The sequence below is a fragment of the Methanosarcina baikalica genome, from assembly GCF_031461075.1.
GTDB lineage: Archaea > Halobacteriota > Methanosarcinia > Methanosarcinales > Methanosarcinaceae > Methanosarcina > Methanosarcina baikalica.
This window is the reverse complement of sequence record NZ_JAVKPK010000036.1, coordinates 13,519-35,173: the sequence shown is the minus strand read 5'-3', so window position 1 is coordinate 35,173 and position 21,655 is coordinate 13,519. Positions and strand designations below refer to the sequence as shown.

Annotated in this window: 16 protein-coding genes and 1 tRNA gene; 9 read left to right on the top strand and 8 right to left on the bottom strand. The window is 34.2% G+C overall.

What is annotated here, in order from left to right; all coding sequences use genetic code 11:
- Positions 1 to 74: 74 nt before the first annotated feature.
- Both tnpA and RG963_RS09895 read right to left on the bottom strand, forming a co-directional pair.
- Positions 75 to 494 (bottom strand): IS200/IS605 family transposase, encoded by a 420-nt coding sequence (tnpA, locus tag RG963_RS09900; protein WP_310576108.1) that lies wholly within the window; start codon positions 492 to 494, stop codon positions 75 to 77.
- An 890-nt stretch (positions 495 to 1,384) separates the two neighbouring features.
- A complete protein-coding gene (locus tag RG963_RS09895) occupies positions 1,385 to 1,510 on the bottom strand; it encodes a hypothetical protein (RefSeq protein ID WP_310576107.1) in 126 nt (41 codons plus the stop codon).
- Between the two features lie 825 nt (positions 1,511 to 2,335).
- Between RG963_RS09895 and RG963_RS09890 the strand changes: the two genes are divergently transcribed.
- From RG963_RS09890 to RG963_RS09860, 7 genes are all read left to right on the top strand, one after another.
- Entirely contained in the window at positions 2,336 to 3,280 is a 945-nt protein-coding gene (locus tag RG963_RS09890; RefSeq protein ID WP_310576106.1) for a glycosyltransferase family 2 protein, read from the top strand.
- A gap of 25 nt (positions 3,281 to 3,305) precedes the next feature.
- Positions 3,306 to 4,331, top strand: coding sequence for a Gfo/Idh/MocA family protein (locus RG963_RS09885; RefSeq protein ID WP_310576105.1), 1,026 nt, complete (start codon positions 3,306 to 3,308; stop codon positions 4,329 to 4,331).
- Positions 4,328 to 5,215, top strand: coding sequence for a hypothetical protein (locus tag RG963_RS09880; RefSeq protein ID WP_310576104.1), 888 nt, complete (start codon positions 4,328 to 4,330; stop codon positions 5,213 to 5,215). Before RG963_RS09885 ends, RG963_RS09880 begins: the two co-directional genes overlap by 4 nt.
- Positions 5,212 to 6,258, top strand: a complete 1,047-nt coding sequence (locus RG963_RS09875) for a DUF354 domain-containing protein (protein ID WP_310576103.1) — start codon at positions 5,212 to 5,214, stop codon at positions 6,256 to 6,258. Before RG963_RS09880 ends, RG963_RS09875 begins: the two co-directional genes overlap by 4 nt.
- 71 nt (positions 6,259 to 6,329) lie before the next feature.
- Positions 6,330 to 7,502, top strand: a complete 1,173-nt coding sequence (locus RG963_RS09870) for a glycosyltransferase (RefSeq protein ID WP_310576102.1) — start codon at positions 6,330 to 6,332, stop codon at positions 7,500 to 7,502.
- Positions 7,503 to 7,759: 257 nt separating this feature from the next.
- A complete protein-coding gene (locus RG963_RS09865; protein ID WP_310576101.1) occupies positions 7,760 to 9,802 on the top strand; it encodes a hypothetical protein in 2,043 nt (680 codons plus the stop codon).
- Between the two features lie 986 nt (positions 9,803 to 10,788).
- Positions 10,789 to 12,009, top strand: coding sequence for a polysaccharide pyruvyl transferase family protein (locus RG963_RS09860; RefSeq protein WP_310576100.1), 1,221 nt, complete (start codon positions 10,789 to 10,791; stop codon positions 12,007 to 12,009).
- Here RG963_RS09860 and RG963_RS09855 read toward each other — a convergent pair.
- The 4 genes from RG963_RS09855 to RG963_RS09840 form a co-directional block, all read right to left on the bottom strand.
- Positions 12,004 to 13,323 (bottom strand): Coenzyme F420 hydrogenase/dehydrogenase, beta subunit C-terminal domain, encoded by a 1,320-nt coding sequence (locus RG963_RS09855; RefSeq protein WP_310576099.1) that lies wholly within the window; start codon positions 13,321 to 13,323, stop codon positions 12,004 to 12,006. The two genes, RG963_RS09860 and RG963_RS09855, sit on opposite strands and share 6 nt — an antisense overlap.
- Positions 13,324 to 13,326: 3 nt before the next feature.
- Positions 13,327 to 14,754 carry a flippase gene (locus RG963_RS09850; protein ID WP_310576098.1) on the bottom strand — a complete coding sequence of 476 codons (1,428 nt, stop codon included), beginning with the start codon at positions 14,752 to 14,754 and terminating at the stop codon, positions 13,327 to 13,329.
- Between the two features lie 148 nt (positions 14,755 to 14,902).
- Positions 14,903 to 15,052, bottom strand: coding sequence for a hypothetical protein (locus tag RG963_RS09845; protein WP_310576097.1), 150 nt, complete (start codon positions 15,050 to 15,052; stop codon positions 14,903 to 14,905).
- A gap of 2,234 nt (positions 15,053 to 17,286) precedes the next feature.
- Positions 17,287 to 17,380 (bottom strand) — tRNA-Arg (locus RG963_RS09840).
- An 877-nt stretch (positions 17,381 to 18,257) separates the two neighbouring features.
- On the opposite strand from RG963_RS09840, the gene RG963_RS09835 reads away from it, so the two are divergent.
- Both RG963_RS09835 and RG963_RS09830 read left to right on the top strand, forming a co-directional pair.
- Positions 18,258 to 18,980, top strand: coding sequence for an ATPase domain-containing protein (locus tag RG963_RS09835; protein WP_310576096.1), 723 nt, complete (start codon positions 18,258 to 18,260; stop codon positions 18,978 to 18,980).
- Positions 18,970 to 19,827, top strand: a complete 858-nt coding sequence (locus tag RG963_RS09830) for a methanogen output domain 1-containing protein (protein WP_310576095.1) — start codon at positions 18,970 to 18,972, stop codon at positions 19,825 to 19,827. The genes RG963_RS09835 and RG963_RS09830 overlap by 11 nt, the downstream gene beginning before the upstream one ends.
- Before the next feature lie 83 nt (positions 19,828 to 19,910).
- Here the strand turns inward: RG963_RS09830 and RG963_RS09825 are convergent, their stop codons facing one another.
- Together RG963_RS09825 and RG963_RS09820 are read right to left on the bottom strand one after the other, a co-directional pair.
- Positions 19,911 to 20,621, bottom strand: coding sequence for an RAD55 family ATPase (locus RG963_RS09825; protein ID WP_310576094.1), 711 nt, complete (start codon positions 20,619 to 20,621; stop codon positions 19,911 to 19,913).
- Positions 20,622 to 20,923: 302 nt separating this feature from the next.
- Complete coding sequence (locus tag RG963_RS09820; protein ID WP_310576093.1) at positions 20,924 to 21,601, bottom strand: potassium channel family protein; 678 nt, start codon at positions 21,599 to 21,601, stop codon at positions 20,924 to 20,926.
- Positions 21,602 to 21,655 lie beyond the last annotated feature (54 nt).

The following is a 21,655-nucleotide window of genomic DNA, read 5'->3' as shown; positions in this document are numbered from 1 at the left end:
CTAGATTATACAAAGAACAGCATTTATCAGAAAGTTCCCATAGAACTTTCAACTGATCTTCTGTTGGGTATATCTTAACTTTCGCTGTGAGATGCATTTTGACTCTCTACGTATTTTTTCAGAATATCTAAAGTAACCTGTCCGGTTGTTGCTAAAAAATATGATCTTGACCAAAAGGTATCTTCCCATAACAACAATTTTACTTCGGGAAACTCTTTTCTGATTTCTCTTGAAGTTATAGTTTTTATAGTGTTGATATATTTTGGAATATCTAAAGTTGGTTTTCCGGTGAAAATCATATGAAAATGATCTTTGTCACATTCTATACTCAACACTTCAACTTCGTAAGTTTCGCTAATATTATGGATTTTGGTTTTGAGGAAGTCTATCAGTTTTGGGTCACAGAGTACCTTTCTCCTATATTTTATACATTGCACAAAATGATAATGGAGTGAGTACACCGAATGGCTACCCCGATCAAGATTATATCTCATAGTTATCATATAATATACGCAACTATACAATTTATAAATTTTCGGCATTAGAAAAAGAGGTATGTTGGGAAGTTGATGGCTTTCATCCCCCACCTGTCGGCTGATGCCTCCGAGGAAGGGGACTTCCTGCCTTCTTGTTAAATACATAGGTTTTCCAGTAAAATTTGTTTATTTTTGCGGTTTCTTGTTGTTTTACTTTACTATTCCTCATGCAGTCAACTTTTTCTTAATATCCCGTAGTTCAGCATCAGAGAACAAAAGTCCTTGGTAGTGCCTCATGCTTGTTAAATTATCATGTCCTTGCCTAAGACAGACTGCAGATTCAATTATTCCTGCTGCAATCATCCAGGACTCTAATGTTTTTCTTGTGGTTTTTACTGAAAGTCCATAAGAGTTAATGTCTGCAGCAACAGCCCATCTTTGAAGGTTCTTGTTCCAAGTAGTTTCTAATGGAGGCCTGTTAGCCTGCCAGAAATCCCGTAAAATATACTAAAATATCTTTATAAATGTTTGTTTATATTTTAGATATTGTAATTTAGAATTTACAGAAGATTTTATACACTGCCAATGCGTTTTATTCTTTCACTTTATTTATTATCTTTGTATATTTATGAGGAAATATTCTGAAAAACTTTCTTCATTTCCAATCTTCTTCACTCCCTGTTTTTCCCCTGAATCTCTTTAGCCTCTCTCTTCAAACATTTTTGCCAGCATTTGTGTTCGATGAGTCCCTCTATACAGATATTCTTTTATTTGTGTTGATTTTTTTGATTTTTTGATTTTTTTTGACTACGGATTTTTTTTGACTACTTATCCTTTCCCAGGCTTTTTTCCCTTGAATCAAGCACAGGGGCCAGATTTTTCAGCTTCTTTTTTCCAGGATGTTCTTTTTATTCTTTCTTTTTCCGAGCAGGAAATGCGGCAAGTGGGAATGTTGACAGATGCAGCCTGAAAAGTTCGGGTTTGTAGGGAGAACTTCCTGAACAGGCAGAGTTATCCACGAGACTGAGCGCCAAAAAATATTGAGTTCTTCAGATGCCTTTTTTGGAATTAGCTTTTTTTGTTTTTCGAGATTAACAGTCTTACATTTTATCAATAGAATAGTTCTTTCAAAATTATGACTCGATTACTCAGTTGTGCGTTTGTCATATTATAACGCTAGCGTGAGCATTGTTTATCTTTATTAAATTTTTATAGTAAAATACAAATTCAGTAACTTTATATAGTTGATCCCTGTCTTCCCACCAATATATTGTAATGTTAATTAAATAACATTATACTATTATCCTCTACAGTTCCCAACTGAAATAATTACACTTATACGCTCAAAACAAGCTTTAATGGAAGAATATTGCATTAATGGGGTGCGTTCTTTCAATTTCAGGTGCAATTATTTATGTATAAATATAAACCAACATATAAAATATTAGTATTATGCACTTCTGTGTATTTTAAATTTACACTTTATTACTCACACTATTATCAGAGTTTCGTAACATTCGAGGCAGCATCTGTAAAACTTTCTCCAAAAAAGTATTGAGAATAAAATTTCGATAATATAATTTCAGAAAAAAGGTCATACCGATGAGTACCAGGCATTGTATGAGCAAAAGTTTCCAGTGCACAACTAAGAGAGAAACAAAAACGCGCAGGGAGGTTATAGCTCCTTAAAATATAACAATAGTCCTTCCAGTTTTCAATGAGGTAGTCTTAATAAAGTAGAATGATCCTGCGGACAAAAAAATTGGCTAAGAAAATTATTGTTATGGATTACATAAGTTTCGACCATACAACTGGTATTGGCGGGATGAAATCCCATTTATTTCCCATAAGGTGATGTTATGAAATTAGTAGTAATGATTCCTTCTTTTAATGAAGAGAAAACAATTGCGTCTGTTATAAAAGAAATCCCGCGTGATTGCTGTGAAGAGGTTGAAGTCCTTGTTATCAATGACGGCTCTACAGACAATACGGTAGAGGAGGCTGAAAAGGCAGGCGCAGATAAAATAATCAGTTTCAAGAATAATAAAGGTCTTGCCCCGGCTTTCAGAGCCGGACTCCAGGCTGCTCTTAAAATGAATGCAGATATTATTGTGAATACTGATGGAGATGGGCAGTATAATGGAAAAGAAATCTTCAAACTCATAGAACCCATTCTTGCAGGCAAAGCAGACTTTGTCCTGGGCTCCCGTACAAAGGGTCATATCGAGCATATGCCCATTCAGAAAATAATCGGAAATAGAATCGCAACGTTCATCACAAGGAGGGTCTCAGGCTTTCCTGTCTCTGATGCCCAGTCCGGCTTCAGGGCTTTTACCAGGGACTGTGCACTGCACCTGAATGTTATGGCTGATTATACCTATGTCCAGGAAACCCTTATCCAGGCTTCCTATTACGGGCTTGTGATCGAAGAAGTCCCCATCGAATTCAGAAGAAGGGATGGCCATTCCCGTCTTATCTCAAGTATTTGGAAATACGCCAAGAGGGCAGGAATTACAATTGCAAGAGGTTACAGCGAATTTCATCCTATTGAAACCTTTTGTGGTATTGGTTCCATCTCCATTGTAGTAGGTTTTCTTTTCGGGTTCAAAGTACTTGTCGGATTCTTTAGTACGGGAACTGTCAGTGGAAACTTACCTTCTGCTGTGCTGACAGTGTTACTAATACTTGTTGGGGTCTCCACATTGACTCTTGGATTTATAGCTGATGTCCTGAAAACCCATCGGAAGATCCAAGATGAGATCCTGTACAGGCTGAAGAAGATGGAGTATGAGAAAGGGGTTTAATTTACGTTATAAATTGGTGATTCTTGTGGCTGAAAAAATAAATGTAGGTATTGTTGGAATGGGAAAAATGGGTATTCTGCATACAGGAATACTCAACAGTTTGAATGGAGCCAACGTAAAAGCGGTTGCAGAAAAACAAGATCTAATCCTGAAACCCATACGGCAATTACTGCCATCAATTGGCACTTATAGTAATTATTTGGACATGATAAAAAATGAAAACCTGGATTTAATATACATTACAACTCCAACGTCATTTCATATAAATATTGCATTAGACTGTGTGGATAATAGCATCCCTTTTTTTGTTGAAAAACCTTTAGGTATTTCAGTTGATGATTGCAAGCCTTTGATAGAAGCGATTCAGAAAAAACCTGTAATAAATATGATTGGGTATTCTAAACGTTTCGTGGATACGTTCAAAAAGGCAAAAGAAATCATAGACAGCGGTGTTCTTGGAGAGCTGATTTATTTTAACTCCAGCATGTACGTTTCCCAATTGTTCTCAAAAGGAAAAGGATGGAGGTACAAGAAAGAAGCAAGTGGTGGAGGTGTTTTAAGCACTCTTGCAGCCCATCTAGTCGATCTCCTAATATGGTTCTTTGGTGATGTTTCTCTTGTCGAGGGCCACACAAAGTCCTATTACTCCAAGGATGTGGAGGACTTTGTTCATGCGTATCTTCTTTTCGAAGGAGGATTAGAGGGATACATGGACACATCCTGGAGTGTGAGAAATTATAGGCTTCCTGAAATTAAAATAGAAGTTCATGGCGAAAAAGGTATGCTGGTAGTTACTGATGATTATATTAAAATTTATGGTGACCAGGAATCCAGGTGGAAAACCTATTACAAACAGGATCTCTATGAAGGAGTTGAGTTTGACCTTGGAGGCCCGGAATATACCAGAGAAGATATGCATATGATAGAGTCTGTGAAACAGGGGAGAGATTCAGGGCTCGATATTTTTGATGGGTTTAAAGCTCAGAAAGTTGTGGATGGAATATATAAATCAGCATCAACGAAATCTGCAGTAGAGGGTGATGAATTATGAAAATCGATCCCATCATTCTGGGACATAACCAGTTCATAGGCGTGGATCATTTTTCACAGGATCGTGCAAGAGACAGAGTTCAGCTCTTCAGCGACACAGAAAAAATTCTTAGTGTTGTGAGGGATTTTTATGAACTTGGAGGAACCGGAATGATGCTTTCTACACATCCAAAAACGAAGATGATAATGGAAGCCATCGGCTCGGATCCAGTTTTGTCAAAGAACTTGAACATATATCCTCTCATTCCCTACGCTCAGGGTTATGTAAGAAAAGCTAATGAGGTGGGTGTGGTTGGAATGCTCAAAGATATCCTGGAGCCAGCCAGCACCGCCACGAAACTCAAGATCCTGTTTAAAGGCGGAATGACTGTCTTAAACCAGGACTTCTTTAACATGCTTTCCACATTCATTGACGTAGAAATGCTGCCTTTTAATGGATTTAACGTAAAAGCGATTTTTCTACACAATGTCCTGACCGACCTTGCTCTTTCTATGAACTCACAGAAAGTATTCGAGTTCTTTATTGACCATATAAAAGAGAATTACAATGCAGTCCCTGCCTTCGGGACAATGAACTTCACAAGGCTTGTAAAGAGCTTTGACGAGTGGGGTATAAAAAAGCCTCTGATCATGACCTCCTTTAACAAGGCAGGCTTCCAGATGAATCCCTCAAGAGAAGAATGTGAGAGGTGCCTGAGTGAATATGATGTGGATGTACTGGCCATGAGTACACTGGCAGCAGGGTATCTGAAGCCAAAAGAGGCTTATGAATATTTATTTTCATTACCCAACATTAAGTCGGTAGTTGTAGGTGTATCCTCAAAAGAACACGCAGAGGAAACCTTTGGTATCATTAAAGGGTATCTTGGGGAGCGAAAAGTGTGAAAATTTTATTTGATATTGCACACCCTGCTCATGTATACCAATTTAAGAATACAATACAGATTTTGAAGTCTAAAGGCCATGAAATACTAATTACTTCAAGAAATAAGGAGATAACACTAGACCTATTGGATAAATTTGGTATGGATTATGTGGAGGTAGGGACGTATAACTATTCAACCCTCCACAAAGGGATTGAAATGCTCAAAATAGACTATAAATTATATAATTTGGCAAGAAAATTCAATCCTGATCTTTTAATCGGCGGAGTAGGGAACGTATATGTGGCACATGTATCTGCCTTAATAAAAAAACCATCAATTCTATTTAATGACACAGAGCATGGGACACTTCAAAATTTACTTTCTTTCCCTTTTGCCAAGGCGATATGTGTGCCTTCCTGCTACAAAAAGAATCTTGGAAAAAAAGAAGTCCGCTATAATGGTTACCATGAGCTTGCATATCTACATCCAAATTATTACAAACCCAATCCTGCAGTTCTCGATGAAATAGGGTTAAGAAAAGAAGATGCTTTTATTATTTTAAGATTCGTCTCCTGGGGTGCAAGTCACGATATTGGGCACAAAGGCTTAACTTTGGAAGACAAAAGAAATGCTGTGAAAGCTTTTGAAAAATATGGTCGAGTTTTCATAACTTCGGAAACTCCTTTACTTTCGGAATTTGAGAAGTATCGTATCACGATATCCCCTGAAAAAATGCATGATCTGCTATATTATGCTACTCTCCTTTATGGCGAAAGTGCAACAATGGCTTCAGAATGTGCTGTTCTGGGAACACACGCTATTTTCTGCGATTATGCGGGTAGAGGATACACTGATGAAGAAGAAATTAAATACGATCTTGTATATAATTTTAAAGATGAAAAAACAATGGGTAAAGAGGCTTTAGAGAAAGCAATTGAGTTGTTAAGTAATCCGAATTTAAAACATAATGGTACTAAAAAGCGTAATCTTTTACTAAAAGATAAAATCGATGTAACTGCATTTATGGTGGATTTCGTGGAAAAGTCTCAATGTGTTAAGTGAGTTTTTGTCTTCATTTTCAGTAATTGCTCTTCATGAATTAATTTTAACCAGATTAATGATTGTGATCTTGTATGTCTTTGAAAAAGAAAATATTATTTACCTGTCATTCATATAATAATTTTCAAAAAGATCCTATAGATCTTGTATCTAGTAATTTTGATACTGTTTCTGTGCTAGTTAGATACAATCCAATTGCAGAGTTTTCCAGGTATATTCCACTACCATTTTTAAATAGATATAATTTGAGCTACAAAATTGACTTAAAAAATAAACCTTCTAATCTTAATGTTTATCCTACCCCTGTTTTATATGCTTCTTTTGATTCTAAAGATAGGAGGCTGGGCGAGAAAAATTTTAAAGCTGCAGAAAAAGTCATTGAACAAAATAATATTGAATTTGATATTATCCATTCGCATTTTACGTGGTCTTCAGGGTATGTAGGAGCAAAATTGAGTAAGAAATACGATGTTCCATTTGTTGTAACAGCACATGGATATGATATTTACGATTTGCCTTTTAGAGATAAAGCATGGAGAAAAAGTATCGAAGATGTTCTTAATGATGCAAATTGCATACTTACAGTCAGTAAATCTAACTTAGATTGTATCAATGAACTGGATGTTGAGTCTCCTGTAAAAATTATATCTAATGGTTATAGAAGTGATCTTTTTTATCCAAAAGATCCAAATGCATGTAAAAATTCTTTAAATCTTCCTACTAATAAAAAAATTATATTGTCAGTAGGAAATCTTGAAACTATAAAAGGCCATAAATATCTTATAGAATCAGTGAGCGAAGTCGTAAAATGGCGAAAAGATATATTATGTGTAATCGTTGGTGGGGGAAAACTATGGAAAAAATTGAATCAACAAATTAAGAAAAATAATCTGGATAAATATGTACTTCTCACTGGTGAAAAACCTCATGATGAAATTCCAATCTGGATGAATGCATGTGATGTTTTTGTGTTACCGAGTATTAGAGAAAGTTTTGGTGTTGTTCAAATTGAGGCAATGGCATGTAAAAAGCCCATCGTCGCAACACATAATGGTGGCAGTGGTGGTATCCTAATCTCTGAAGATTATGGCTTCCTCGTAGAACCTGAAAATTCGGCAGAACTTGCTAAGATGATACTTCTAGCATTAAATAAAAACTGGAATGCTGACAAAATATATACATATTCCAAAAAATTTGCTTTGGATAATATAAAACACGAACTTATAAGCATATATAACAATCTATAATACTTTAATTTATTTTCAATCCATGTGATTTATATAATTCATAGGATTTTTAATTTGAAAAGATGTATTTATTTAGGCGAATTGCTACACTTACCGTCTGGAAAGTTCATTAAACAAATCCGATTATTTATGGTTTCATCCTTTGTAAATAAATTAAGTAGAGATGTTTGCGTAAGAGACTCCAGTCATAAAAAATTCATATGAAAAAGGAATCGGTATTAAAATGTCATTCTTGAGAATTTAAGGAGAGGAAGATTATGATATTCAAGGAAATTGCTCCTTATGTAATTTTATTAACCTTATTCCCTTCCATTATACTTGCCACCAAAATCGAGAAAAAAGTTCTTAGAGAAATCGATGGATTATTTGCTCTAATGGGTTTAATTCTAGGATTATTAATAACTTTCATAAACCTGATATATAGCAACAACTATCTAATTACACTGGGTCCCCTCTTAACATTAAGTTCTCTACTTTACCTTAGACTAAGACCCAAAATTCTAGAAGATGGCGAGCAATTACTTCTAAGTGATGAAAATCTCAGAATTACCAGAAATAATTTCCGATTCATCAGAACAAATTTTCCTTTTAATTTTCAAGTAAAAATGGAAAAAGTACTAAACACCCTTTTCTGGATTCTTTTTCTGTTTTCCCTCGTGATTTATAATCAAGCAGAAATCTATCACAGGCCGTCAATATTTTTCATCTTTATCGCCATCAACGTAGCAGTATTAAGTCTGGGAATTTTAGTTTCAGATCTGGTTAGTAATAAAAAGATCTCAAACATCATGATAAAAATACTGTTGCTCTCTCTGCTAGTGAGACTTAGTGCCTATTTCATATCCCCTTATCCTGTAGGCTCCGATCCTTGGGGCCATGCAGATATGATAGAAATCATCTGCAAACTGGGAACTTTCAGTTCCCTCGAAAAGTACACATCTTATGGAAAATATTACGGAAACTTCCCTATAATGCACGTTTACACAGCAATATCGGCATTAATTTGTGATCTGGCCACAAAACAATCAATGGCAATTATTGGAATGATTGTACCTTTAAGCACCATTTTTGTATACCTTATCGCAAAAAATCTCACAAATAATACCCGTATTGCTCTGCTTTCTATGCTCATGCTCAATTTTGCAGATTTCCATATAGAATGGAGCATCGAAGTCATCCCAATGAGTTTTGGGCTTGCTATTTATACAATGATACTATACATGACACTGGAAAGAAACAAAAACGAAGCTTTTTATGCCTCGATTTCGATACTGTTCATTTCCATAATCATGTGGACACATACAGTATCCTCGTTCATCGCCGTAGTGTCCATAGTCTCAATATATATAGGACGTTTATTTTTTAGGTCAATATACGGGGAAAAAAATGAAAGTGATAAATTTTCAATAAGCTTATCTTTTTGTGCTTTGGTCCTGACTGTACTTATTTACCATTGGATGATGAACCCTCAATATCCGTTTTTTGACTTGACCTTGAAAAGACTAGTTGCCTCACTATCTATGGAAGCAGGATTTTTAGAGAGGACTACAATCTCAAACATTCAAGATAGTTTTGACTCAATTCTAAACATAGGAGGCTTTTTAATATATATATTCCTGGGAGTTATCGGCAGCCTCTCCTCTATATCTAGAAAGTATACAACCAGAACGTCATTTTCTTTTATATTCATGCTCGTCTTATTATACGGCATATTTTTCACCTTCCCACTGATGGGAATGAGAAACATAATGCCTTACCGTTGGCCTGCTTTCATTTATGTTTCATTTGTAATGTTTTCAGGGCTCGGAATGCTCAGGCTCTCAAATCTATTCAAAAAGAGAGAACATCGGCTAGCATTCATATCAATCATCTTCCTTCTCTCCTCCTTTTTAATGACAACGAACCTCTTTACAAACATGGACTCTCCAATATACGCTAAAGAAATAAATCAGAGGTTGGTCTCTACTGAATCCGAGATTCAACTTTTTAAAAGCACAAATAATTCTTATAGCGGTATCATTGTTGCAGATCTCCAAACAGCAAGAAATCAATACGAAATATACCAAGATAGAAAGGAAGTAGCAGATTATCCTTCAACTATCCTGGGAGATATTAATTGGAAATATATGGATGACAAGCTTGTTATCTGGAGAAAAGTTAGTTTGCAAAGACCTGTACAGATTCACGGGGAAAAAAATCCTAGAATGCTTCTCGGAATAGACTTCAAAAATAGACTAGATAGAGATTTTAATGCAGTATATGATACAGGAGATGCCAAAGCTTATCTTGGAATAAAATGAGTTCGTCTTCAGAATTTCAGAAATATAAACTCATTGGGTGGCCTTCAGTTAATTGATAATATTATTCCAAAGCAACCTGAGTGGCATTTCCCATTAATTTTTATTACGCACTGGGTACGGCTTGATTCCATTTATTTCAATTAAACAAAAATACAAACATAACCATCATTCTTTTGGCATCGATTAACGAATTTTATGCACAACTTCGAATACCACTTATAGCAATTTTCCAACATAATTACTAGACATATAGCATAAAAAATAACACTTCAGGACGTTTTTAAACCTTAACCGAACCCAAATGAACCATTATTATAAAGCTCGAATCTAAATACCAACCATTTAGTAATGGACAACCAAATTTTTAACCATGGAAAAATCTTCATTTGAAGATCTGTATGAAACAAAGACCTCGGATATTTTACACTCTTATAAGGATATTATAAATCAACAGTTTCTAAGATCATTCTTGGAGAAGATTTCCATCATATTAATTCAATACAATAAAATATATTATAACAAAGATTTAAGTGCTTATTACATTCTATAATTTATATTCTTTACTCACAATAGAATTTAATCTGTATACTTTTTATTAATCACTTACTAGATAGGAGATGAGCATAATATAACCACTTGAGGTATATTAACGAAAACAATACAAAAAGTTATATTCCAGTCATAGGCATCATTATAGGTCACCGAATCTAACTCTTTGAAGGAACAACTTAAAATGGCACTTTTTGTATCGTTTTTGAAAATCTGGCAGTGTACCGAAAGTTCTGTAAAATCATAAATTTCAAGAAGTTGTTGGGCAGAAAATTCCACCTCTGAAGAACCAGATTGCACACAGCGCACAAAAACTTGACTTTGAATTTACAGCAAATTCGCGACATTGCCAAAAATCTAAGTAATATAATGAAATTTACAACAAAATCGCAGAGTTATTATACATCTATTTTTTAAAATAAGAGTGAGGATAATGTATGACTAAAATACTTGTATTACATGCAGGAGTTTCAAATAAAGGAAGTCAAGCTTTAGTATTTTCTTTAATTGATACTCTTAGAAAATACATCCCTAATTCTCAATTTACTTTTATGGGAACAGAAATTGGCCAAGAAGATATTCCTATTAAGAAGCAGTTAGCTATAAAACCATTAAAAAATATATGTCCTTGGATTTATTTATTTGAGTGTTTCATATTTAGAATGCTAACAAATATTGGTATTTCTATTCCAATCTCTAAAAAGTCAGATCTGTATTATTATTATGATTCAGACATTATTGTAAACACTGGAGGGGATCATTTAAGTGGAGAGAAATTTGGACTTAGTAGTTTATTAAATATATCTTATGCAATTCTATTAGGTAAACCTGTAGTTCTTTATGCAGAGAGTCTTGGGTACTATAAAAATCCGATTTTCAATTTTATTGCAAAATACGTATTAAACAGAACTAAACTAATAACAGTTAGAGAGAGTATTTCTAAAAAATATCTTATTGAAAATAAAATAAACAATCCGAAGGTATATCTAACAGCTGATCCTGCTTTCAACTTAGAACCTTCTCCTCTATCAACTATTTTTGAGATTTTATCGAATGAAGGTATAGATATTAATAAGAGGCCGATTATTGGAATTAATTCTAGTGGATTAATAAGTAGATTTAGAAAATCAGATTCAGAAAACTCTTCTCAAGAAATTGTAAGTATATTTGCGAAAGTAATTGACAGTCTAATCGAAGAATTAGACGCCAATATTATTATGGTACCACATGTTTATTCGGAAAAAGTAAGTGACAAAAGATCCATATTAGAGATTTATAATATTGTTGAAAATAAATCTAATGTGAAATTAATACTGAATGAATATAATGCCAAAGAATTAAAGGGAATTATCGGAATATGTGATCTATTTGTGGGTGCTAGAATGCATGCAACGATAGCATCAACATCTATGTATGTACCAACAGTTGGAATTGCTTATAGCCACAAAATGCATGGAGTTATTGGACAAATGTTAAAGCAAGAAGATTATATTATAGACGTTAATGACCTAAATTATAATCTCTTAAAAAGCAAAATTTACGATTGTTGGTCTAACCGTGAAAATATACAAAAAGATTTAAAGTACATAATCCCCCAAATAAAAGAAAAATCTTCATTAAATGGAAAATATGTGAAAGATTTGTTGAATTCTTTATAATTTCTCTTCTTTTTTATTCCAATTTTTTAACATTTTATTTGTATTTATAATACTTATTAATTTATATGGCATGTTATATATATTTAATATTTCTAATGGAATCTTTGTTAATATTTTTCTAAATATCTTGCTGGATGATAAATATACATTGAAACAGACATATGTTGAGAGAATATAATCTATTATATCAGGATTTAATGTGTTATTTAATATTGATGAATTCCTCAGTATTGTTTCTCTAGATTTCAAACTTTTCTTCTTAAAACAAAGCATTCTGGCTTGTGATTGAACTACTTTATCAGGATTTATTCTCTTTATTTCGATTTCATTTTTCATAGCGTCTAGTATATGTAGTATTTTTTTATTCCTTATAATAATCATTGATGTACCTTTACTATCACTTGAATATTCTGGAAGCCATGCATCCCCAAAAGATGCATCAGATAATTCACAGAGCCCATCACTGCAGATTAAACAACTTTTTGGATAAAAAAAATAAGAACCTATAAAGATCCAACTGTTTCTTTGTGGTATTTTCAAAGTTGACTTTGTTGTATTCACAGTCATGAATCCTGGCCATCCTTCTCCTCGATAATTTAAGGTTACAATGTCCTCTTTTTTTATGTTATATCTTTGTAAAAAAAGACTAGTTGCAAGGAAATGTGGGGTGTGGTTGCAAAAGATGCCTAAACAAAAAATGATACATCTTCTAAGTTTTTCATTGACTCTTTGTGCTTTTCTAATACCTCTTATATGACAAGGCAACCCAACTATCGCGAATTTTTCATGTGTATCTGAGTCCAATATTTCTTTTAATGCTACATTCATAGGAGCAGGGCAATATTTTGATTGAGCGGCTTCGATTATTTCTTCTTTTGTTTTTGCAATAAAGGGTTCTGGTTCTAGAGGTTTATCTTTATTCATTTTTATGACTAATGCACCATCTATTATGCCTTTCTCCAGAGCAAATATCAAAATTTGTGTGATTAGTCCCCCTGATGAAGAATTGAAGCGAATAGACTCATTTGTTGAAAAACCTGCATAGCAATTTAAAGAGTTTCCAATAAGCATGTTTTCCGGTTTTCGTCCAAATATTTCAAGATTTAGTGAATCATAGCTAAATTCATATCCTGGACACACTTTGCAGCAAATGCCACATGAATTACATTTTGTATCATTTATTCTGGGGAGATAAACTCCTTTTTTTTCGTCAATTCTCATTTCTATAGCATTATTTGGGCACAAAGAAAAACATGTTCCACATCCGGTACATGATTCTTTATCTATGACAAATTTAATTGTATTGTTCTTCATAGCTCACACCGACTTGAAAATCTGTTTGAAGAGTTTTTTGTCTTCTTGATCAAATGTTCCCAAAAATAACAATGCTATAATATATACAATTGCAGAAATCATTACTAATAAATATAAGTTCAATTCTGGAGTCATGGTAATAAAAAGACCCATTAATAAAGAGGCGACAAAAGGTTTTGTAAAATATTGATTTATCTTTATCTTCTTATAATATTTCTGAATAAAAATTAGAAATATTATGTACAAACATAATTCGGATATGACCGTTGAAATCGCTGCACCAATAAATCCCAAATTTGGAATCAATATAATATTTAAAATAATGTTAATTGCAGCACAAATTCCAACGCTGAAAGTACGGATATTTTGTTTGTCTATAGATGTTAAAAGTGTTCCGGTTATTCCACTAATAAGTCTAAGGGGTATAAATAAAGCTAAAATTTTAAATGCAATTATAGATTCTGAATATTGATCACCATAAAATAAGTTTATGAATTGATCTGCCAGAGTAAAACATCCAATCGAAATTGGAAGTCCGATAATCATAATATACTTTGAAGAGTAAGCTGTCATAAATTCCAATGAATTTTTCAGATGGATAAAATTTTTTGACATTACTGGATAAATAGCTGTAGTAATCATATTAGATGTAACAGTACTCAATGCTAGTAAAGGGGTATAAGCGGCTGAATATATTCCAACTTCTACATATCCTTTAATTACCGATAACATGAAAGTATCTATTTTGAAGAAGAACACCGCGAAAAAACCATTTAATCCGAAAGGGAATGCTTTGATAATCATAGGCTTCCACAGTGCTAAATTAAATTTTGGTTCTATGTGTTCGATTTTTTTCAAAAAAATAACATTTAATAAAATATCAACAATACCTGTTAACACGTAGCAGTAAGCTAATTCCAGTAGGCTCCTATTTGAATATATTACAAAAGAAACACTTATTATGAGTATCAACTGTTTGGCTATATCTAAAACAGCTGTGCATTGCATTTTTTCAAATGCTTGATATACAGCTCTGAAAGTTAATGAAAAAGAAGTCAATAGTGTATATGTCCCAAACAGATACACTATTAATTTTGTATCTTGTGGATAACCCATAAGGTTTATAGAAACAACAATTAAAATAAATGTAATCAGTGATGTTATTGATTTGATTAAAGATGCATTTGTCACATATTCATTTGTTAATTCTTTATTTCTTGCAATTTCTCTAATTATAAAGCTACTTATTCCAGGGTCTGCAATAATTAAAAAGAATGTTGAAAAATAGAGAGCAAAATTAAATTTCCCGAAGTCAGCTTTTCCTAAATATCTTGCTATATAAATTACCAATAAAAAACCTGATATTGAAATGAGTAGCTGAGAAAAGCCTGTTATAGCTATGTTTTTAGTAATTCTTTGAACTGTACTCATGTTAATCCTTACCTTTTCAATAAACTTCTTTTTCAGGGATTTCAAAACAAGATGGAGAATAATACGAAATCAACACTATTAGAAAATATTAATGAGATAATGCCTAACGTTCCAAATAAAGAAGTAGTGTACGAAAACCCTTTCTCAATTAAATCATCCTGCTCTTTTTATCATATTTGTGTTCGAGCCGAATCAGTTTTTCTTCTTTAGAGGATCTGATGATAGACAGTGCAATTTCCAGAGCGTATTTGCCTTTTGGTCGAAGAACGTTGGTATTTATGGTATTTTTGTATTCCATAAAATGTTTGAGCTCATTTTTCAGAGGTTCTTTCTATTCCACTTTTGCTTTTCTTATCAACCGTAATAATGTAACTACACGATCTGGTCAATTCAGTTAAGATAGGCAACATTTTATCCCTATTGTACAAGTTTACTGGCATAATATTTTTCAGTTTTGAAGTTATTTTTTTGATCCTGTTCCAAAATATAGTGATCTTTGTATTTGGAAAATCTGAATACGGGAAGAATCCTGGATTCAAATTAAATAAATATTCGACATCTAAGGACTTCAACCCATAAATAGTATAATAAGGATTGTAACCAATGTCAAATCTAATGATTTTTAATTTCATGTCCATCAATGGATTTTGAAATAGAGTTTATTTTTTACTAGATTTTTGAAGGCGCTAAGAATAATACAGGTTTCATTTTCCACTATATATGTAGGAAGGATTATATAAATGCATGAATTTTTAGAGAAGAATACTTCAAAATATTTAAGCTATTTGGTTTTTATGTATAAGTCAGAGTTTCTGCTTTTTTCTTATCTCCCGGACAAGCAAACAGATTGAATTTCTTTTTTTCAGGTGCTCTTTTTAATCTTCAGGATTCACGTACTTGAGGAACAAAATCAATCAAATGAGAATTTGTGAAGAACTGAGCCCTCAAAATGGGCTTTACAGCCACAAAAGTTGTCGATGATCGAAAAATAAGACGAGTGCAGTGAGAATTCACATATCATTTACTGCCACAATCATTACAACGAGGAGGAAATGATATGTAAATCATAGAATAGTATCGATTTCCAACAAATAATAACTATAATATTATTTTTTGCGCAATTTAGAAAGAAAATTCAAAGACCCGAAACTGAGAGAAATTTTCCCATTTGGATTTTGGTCTATATTCAGATTAAACAGATCAGCAATCTGTACACCAGCCATCATAGCATGTGCAACAAAATAATAGTAAATGTCACTCAGAGCCATTTTTACTTCTCTCCTTAAAGACAGCTATCGATTTACCTTTTTTTATCTCGTTAATTTTTGCTATGTCGGTGAAACAATCCCGAATTTTTTGTCCATGATCCTCTCACTCAGTTTATTGGCTATCTAATAGTTGAAAAATTTTCATTGGTTTTTAGAGGATCCTGGTAGAGAATTTAAATAAGTTTCAACCTTATATATGTGTCGATTTAGTTTCAATCCTTTAGGACTTACGTACTAGAAGCATAAAATAAAGTACAATAGGCACTGCGGTTAAATTTGTATTAAAACAGTTGAAGGCTTAATAATATTGATTTCTCAGTTCAACCGCTTAAGTCCTATCCTTGTTAGTGAATCTTAAAAAGGATAAAAGTAAAATCAAAAAAAGAATTAAGAGAAAGAATTAGCCAATATATAAATTCGGTTGTAAGTGTTTCGTTTCGCCTTTTTGATCCAGGTCTACATGTTATTTTTCCTAATCCTACATGTTAAATAATTGTCTTATTCTTGATTAGAAAAACCAGAGCCCAGATTGCAGGTCTATTCTTTAATTGGCAACATTGAGGTTATTCTGGATTATCTAATACATCTGTCATGATGTGACATTATGGATGAATTATATTCACAATTGGGGAAAATTCGTCATTATTTTAGACACTGCCCAAAATACAACTAACAGAACAAATACCCATACTGTAAATTTGATTCCCTTACCCAACTGGTACCAGAAAACATCCATTTGTTCCAAAAAATTCACTTTTATTTTCCTCCTCTTTCTTAAGAGATATCTTTCTTAAGATATAATTGATGTCAACATATAAAAAAATATGTGTATGTATTGAATTGTTCTCGAGATATATTAAAAAGAGAATTTAAAACTGTGATGCCCATCTTCAAATGAGAAACACTATCATGTGCCATTTATTTTTAGATGACATATTTTTGGATAGATGCAATAGAAATAAAAGAAAAGGAAGAGACCAGGTAGGTGTTATTTATTGAAAACCATAAGCATAAAAATTTTATATATTTTTCTCAAATGAGGGGGAATATACCTGCTTTTTCGGAATTGATCAATAACTCACGTCACGACCGAGTATAGGGCGATGATGGATATTAAGCCAAAGGATAGCGAAAAGAATGTTGAAAAAATTGCAGGCTGTATCCCACCATGGAAATAGTAAGGACTAGCCCTTATTTGTACCTCAAAAAGAACAGACTGTTGAAAGTTTCACAGGATTAAGGGAGCCAGATCAAAAGAAATTAGCGGGCCCGCCGCGATTCGAACGCGAGTCAATGGGTATCTTCGTAATAATCTTACTTCGAAGCCCATTAGGATATCCTGGCTACCCTACGAGCCCGCAGTGCAGCATATTGATGGGATCTATCTATATTAAAGGTTTCTCTCAAAATTCAGACAGGAGGAGAAACAGGAACAGAAATTAAGACAGAAGAAGAAGAGGGCAGAGAAGAGAACAGAAGAAAAGAGAGAACAGAATAGAAAAAAAGAGAGAACAGAATAGAAAAAAAGAGAGAACAGAACAGAAGAAAAGAGAGAAGAGAACAGAAAGGAATGAAAAAGGTATATCGGAGTAAGAAAGGTGAAAAGAGAACTATTTAAGGTTAAAGACCCAAATTGAGGGGAAATCATCCTGGAAATCCCATACAAAATGTTCAAATTGGATAAGGATAACAGAGGGATAAATAAAAATATATAGTAAGTGGGACAGAATTAGCAAAGACACATTATGAAAAAAATATGATATATTGGATTTCATAAAGAGAAATTTAAGTATCCTCTTCAAATTGTATGGGTAAAAGTAAATTAAATGTATTTGCTGAAAATTTAAAAATTTAACTAAGTATAAAAAACAACTTCAAGCAATGAACTCAACTTTGCAACTATATAATAAAATTGTTGCATATTTTTCGAGTTGGAAAATTCTCCATTGAATTTGAAGAGGATACAAATTTAAAGTTAATAAAAATATATTGGGTAAAATATTTTCCGGAATGGTCAAATAGGCGGGATTAATTATACAATATGAAGTATAATATTAACACTCGTTTATATAAAAGTGAAATTACGTAGAAAAGATATCTTTTTATTTTATATTATAAACAGTTTCTAAATATAGGGGTCAGTTGGAAACTGTTCTAATGATTTCGAGCTAATGATTTTATACGACTTCATAATGTGGAAAGTTATTAAGATAGAAATAAAAAGAGTGGGGAAAAATGGAGAGGGTTTCAACAGGCATCGAAGAACTGGACAGGAAGCTTATTGGGGGTTATCCTGTAAATAAAGTAACTCTTATAACAGGCATAGCAGGGAGCGGAAAAACAATCTTCGGAATCCATTTCATTTATAAAAACTGTCTTGAAGGCAGGAAATGTATGATAATCGCAACCGAAGAAACTCCCGAAGATATCCTCTATCAGGCAAGCCTGCTGGGGCACGACCTTAAGCCGTACTATGAAAGCGGACAGCTTACTATAGAAAATGTCTTTGAGAACCGTTCAGAAATTGTAGGACAGACCAGATACGGGTTCAAGCCTGAAAACCTGGATATCGAAATTCCAAGTCTTATAGAATTAATAAGTGAAGGAACTGAATGCCTTGTGATAGACAATTTAGGGACCTTTGTCCTCCATGTCTCTACGAAAAAACTGAAAGATCAGTTTGACGCGCTGAACTACCTGGTGAGAAAAAAAGGCTGTACTGCTCTTTTAATTATGGACGAATCCGCACACAACATGACCCACCAGCTTGCTGAGTATTCAGTCTACGGGTCTATCCGCTTGCTGGTAAAAGAAAATTCTTATCTTGGAAAAATGGAGCGTTATATGAGCATACCCAAGATGCGCGGCACTCCAATTTCTCCCGAGATGTATATTTTTGAGATCACATCCGAAGGGATTAAAATTCATGAGTCCAGGGGAGGAATTCTTGCTGAATGAAAAAAGCAAACCGAAAATCCTCATTGTCGATGATATACCTGAAAACGTAGAGCTTATAGAAGCCTACCTTTCACTGGAGCCTTATGATATCATTACTGCACATAGCGGAAAAGAAGCTATCCTGAAATTAAAGGAAGAAAAACTCGACATAATCCTCCTGGACGTAATGATGCCTGAGATGAGTGGCTATGATGTCTGCAAACTTGTCAAAAACGACCCGGAAACCCAGTTCATCCCGGTCTTGATGCTGACTGCTCTTTCCGAATTTGAAGACCGGATAAAAGGGATTGAAGCCGGAGCTGATGATTTCCTTACAAAACCCATAAACAGGCTTGAGCTTAAGATCAGAGTAAAATCCCTGCTCAGGGTAAAGTGGATGCATGACCGGCTTATGGCTGACCGCGACAGCCTTGAAATTAAAAACCGGATACAGAACATCCTTACCGGAATCATTCCGACTCTTCTTCAGTCTATTTCCAATGACGAGAAGAAGATAATAATTAACCAGATGACAGGAATGGTCGAAAAAACGCTTCTTGACATATACCATTTGGAGAACAGGAAGATGGACTTCGCTTATGCAGGGAAAATCTGCGCTGAAATAATGAACCACTTAGGCGGAGATTTTTCCTCTGTAATGGTTGAAAAAGAAAAATCCTGGATAATAAGGGGAACAAAGTGCCCCTGGAAAGGAGAAGAAGCCCGCAAAAACCCGATATTGTGCACTTTGACCAGGAAAATTTTCTCAAACATAACCTTGAAAGTGGATTCCGACTTCAGCGTTGAGGCGCTCAAGACCATAGGGAACAGAAACGACTGCTGCGAATTCCTTATAAAAACAGGATGAGATTTCGGCCTCACTTATGTGCCGGAATTACTTTTTTTAATAAAGTATTAGGTTGAGGAAATGAATAAAAGGCCTGAGGAAGGTCACTTCATACCTGTAATTATTCTCAATCCGTCCGGGGTAATGTCAAACAAGGAATACTTGACCGGAACAGCCTTATTTCTCATTTTTTCTATGTAAAGGTATTTCTTTGTCCTTCCAGAGCTGAAATTCTCCTGCGTTGTAAGCCGAAGAAGCCCGAAAACCATATAGCCGGTAAGCCTGTGGGTCAGGTCGTAAGAATCCTCATCCATAACGAAAAGGCTTGTACATCCACTTTTTAGAAGGATAATGCTTATCGAGCTGAATTCATCGGCAAATTCTCTAATATCATGGCTTATAGCCATTACCCCGATGTTGTCGATGACCACAACATCGACTTCAGGAGACATCGAATTGAGATATTCGATTATATCCGTATCCACAGCACAGAGCCCTTTCCCGAATTTCGAAACACTTTTGATTTTATTCATCTTATCTTCAAAGATATTCCTGATACTGAGCTGCCCGCTTTTCAGAAAAGGCTTGAGATCAAGGTTGAGGTTCTGGGACTGGCTGATGATATCCTCCGTAAGTTCCCTTGTAAGGATCATTATGCATTTCTTGCCTTCCTTGCAACTCCTGTGAAGGAAATGGAGCGCGAGGATAGTTTTTCCGGAACCTGGCGGGCCGGTAACCAGGATGCTCTTTCCCTTAGGATACCCCCCGTCCATCAACATATCCAATCCTTCGATCCCTGTAGACAAATTCTCCATATTATCACATCTTAAACGAGGCAAGTTCCTTATTTATTATAATATGTCTTAAGTGATATATTCTCCCCCAAAGAGTTAAATAAGTTTTAAAAATGCAGCCTTTTAACCCTAATGTGACAGATCCTGCTAATTAATACAGTATTTTCTTACAAAAAACACGTTGCATCGACACATTACATTTTTGTAAAATGAAAATGTCAAAAATCAATAAACACAAGATATAAATTTGAATTGTATGTAGAAAACAGAAGCATGAAGCCCATTTATACATTAAAAATGTATGCTTCTGTCAAATTAGGGTTTTAATCAAGATACCTTTCCTTAAACTCGGAAATCTGCTTACTGCTCCCCACAACTGCGATCATGTCTCCTGCCTTTATTGTAGTCTGCCTTTTAATAGTAGTTATGATGAGTTTTCCGCGTTCGATGCCTATTATTGTACAGCCGATCTGTCTTTCGAGATCAAGATCTTCTATTGACTTGTTGTCAAGGAAAGAACCCTTTTCAACGCGGTGTTTTTCAATTTCTATGCCATCGTAAAGCATTATGTCCTCATCGAGTCTACAGCTTTTCCCCACGCAATTTGCAGTCATTTTGGCAAGCAGCTGGCCAGCTATTATGGAAAGAGATCCAACGTAATCTGCTCCTGCCTTGTATATCTTGTCTATGGATTTTACGGAATTTGCCCTTGCCACAATGGTAATTTCCGGGTTCAGGCTCCTTGAAATAAGAGTTGCGAAAATAACATTGGTATCATCGTTAAGAGCCACAAATTCAAAAGAAGCTGTTTTTACTCCAGCTGCAATCAGTACTTCTTCATCCGCTCCGTTACCAACTAAATGTTCGAAATCAACATTCTCAAAAACTTTCTCATTAGAGTCCACGACTATAAAACGAAATGGTCCTCCAGCGAGTATGTTTACGATGCTTTTTCCGACATCTCCATATCCCAGTAAGACTAGATGTCCTTTTGTCTCCATGCCTGGCCCCAAAATTCTACAAATAATATTCTTTAAACTCGGTTTTAATTCGTT

Excerpts from the sequence above, each read along its gene's own strand:
- tnpA (WP_310576108.1), bottom strand. The coding sequence starts at position 494 with ATGAGATATAATCTTGATCGGGGTAGCCATTCGGTGTACTCACTCCAT.
- RG963_RS09890 (WP_310576106.1), top strand. The coding sequence starts at position 2,336 with ATGAAATTAGTAGTAATGATTCCTTCTTTTAATGAAGAGAAAACAATT.
- RG963_RS09880 (WP_310576104.1), top strand. The coding sequence starts at position 4,328 with ATGAAAATCGATCCCATCATTCTGGGACATAACCAGTTCATAGGCGTG.
- RG963_RS09870 (WP_310576102.1), top strand. The coding sequence starts at position 6,330 with ATGTCTTTGAAAAAGAAAATATTATTTACCTGTCATTCATATAATAAT.
- RG963_RS09865 (WP_310576101.1), top strand. The coding sequence starts at position 7,760 with ATGATATTCAAGGAAATTGCTCCTTATGTAATTTTATTAACCTTATTC.
- RG963_RS09860 (WP_310576100.1), top strand. The coding sequence starts at position 10,789 with ATGACTAAAATACTTGTATTACATGCAGGAGTTTCAAATAAAGGAAGT.
- RG963_RS09855 (WP_310576099.1), bottom strand. The coding sequence starts at position 13,323 with ATGAAGAACAATACAATTAAATTTGTCATAGATAAAGAATCATGTACC.
- RG963_RS09850 (WP_310576098.1), bottom strand. The coding sequence starts at position 14,754 with ATGAGTACAGTTCAAAGAATTACTAAAAACATAGCTATAACAGGCTTT.
- RG963_RS09845 (WP_310576097.1), bottom strand. The coding sequence starts at position 15,052 with ATGGAATACAAAAATACCATAAATACCAACGTTCTTCGACCAAAAGGC.
- RG963_RS09835 (WP_310576096.1), top strand. The coding sequence starts at position 18,258 with ATGGAGAGGGTTTCAACAGGCATCGAAGAACTGGACAGGAAGCTTATT.
- RG963_RS09825 (WP_310576094.1), bottom strand. The coding sequence starts at position 20,621 with ATGGAGAATTTGTCTACAGGGATCGAAGGATTGGATATGTTGATGGAC.
- RG963_RS09820 (WP_310576093.1), bottom strand. The coding sequence starts at position 21,601 with ATGGAGACAAAAGGACATCTAGTCTTACTGGGATATGGAGATGTCGGA.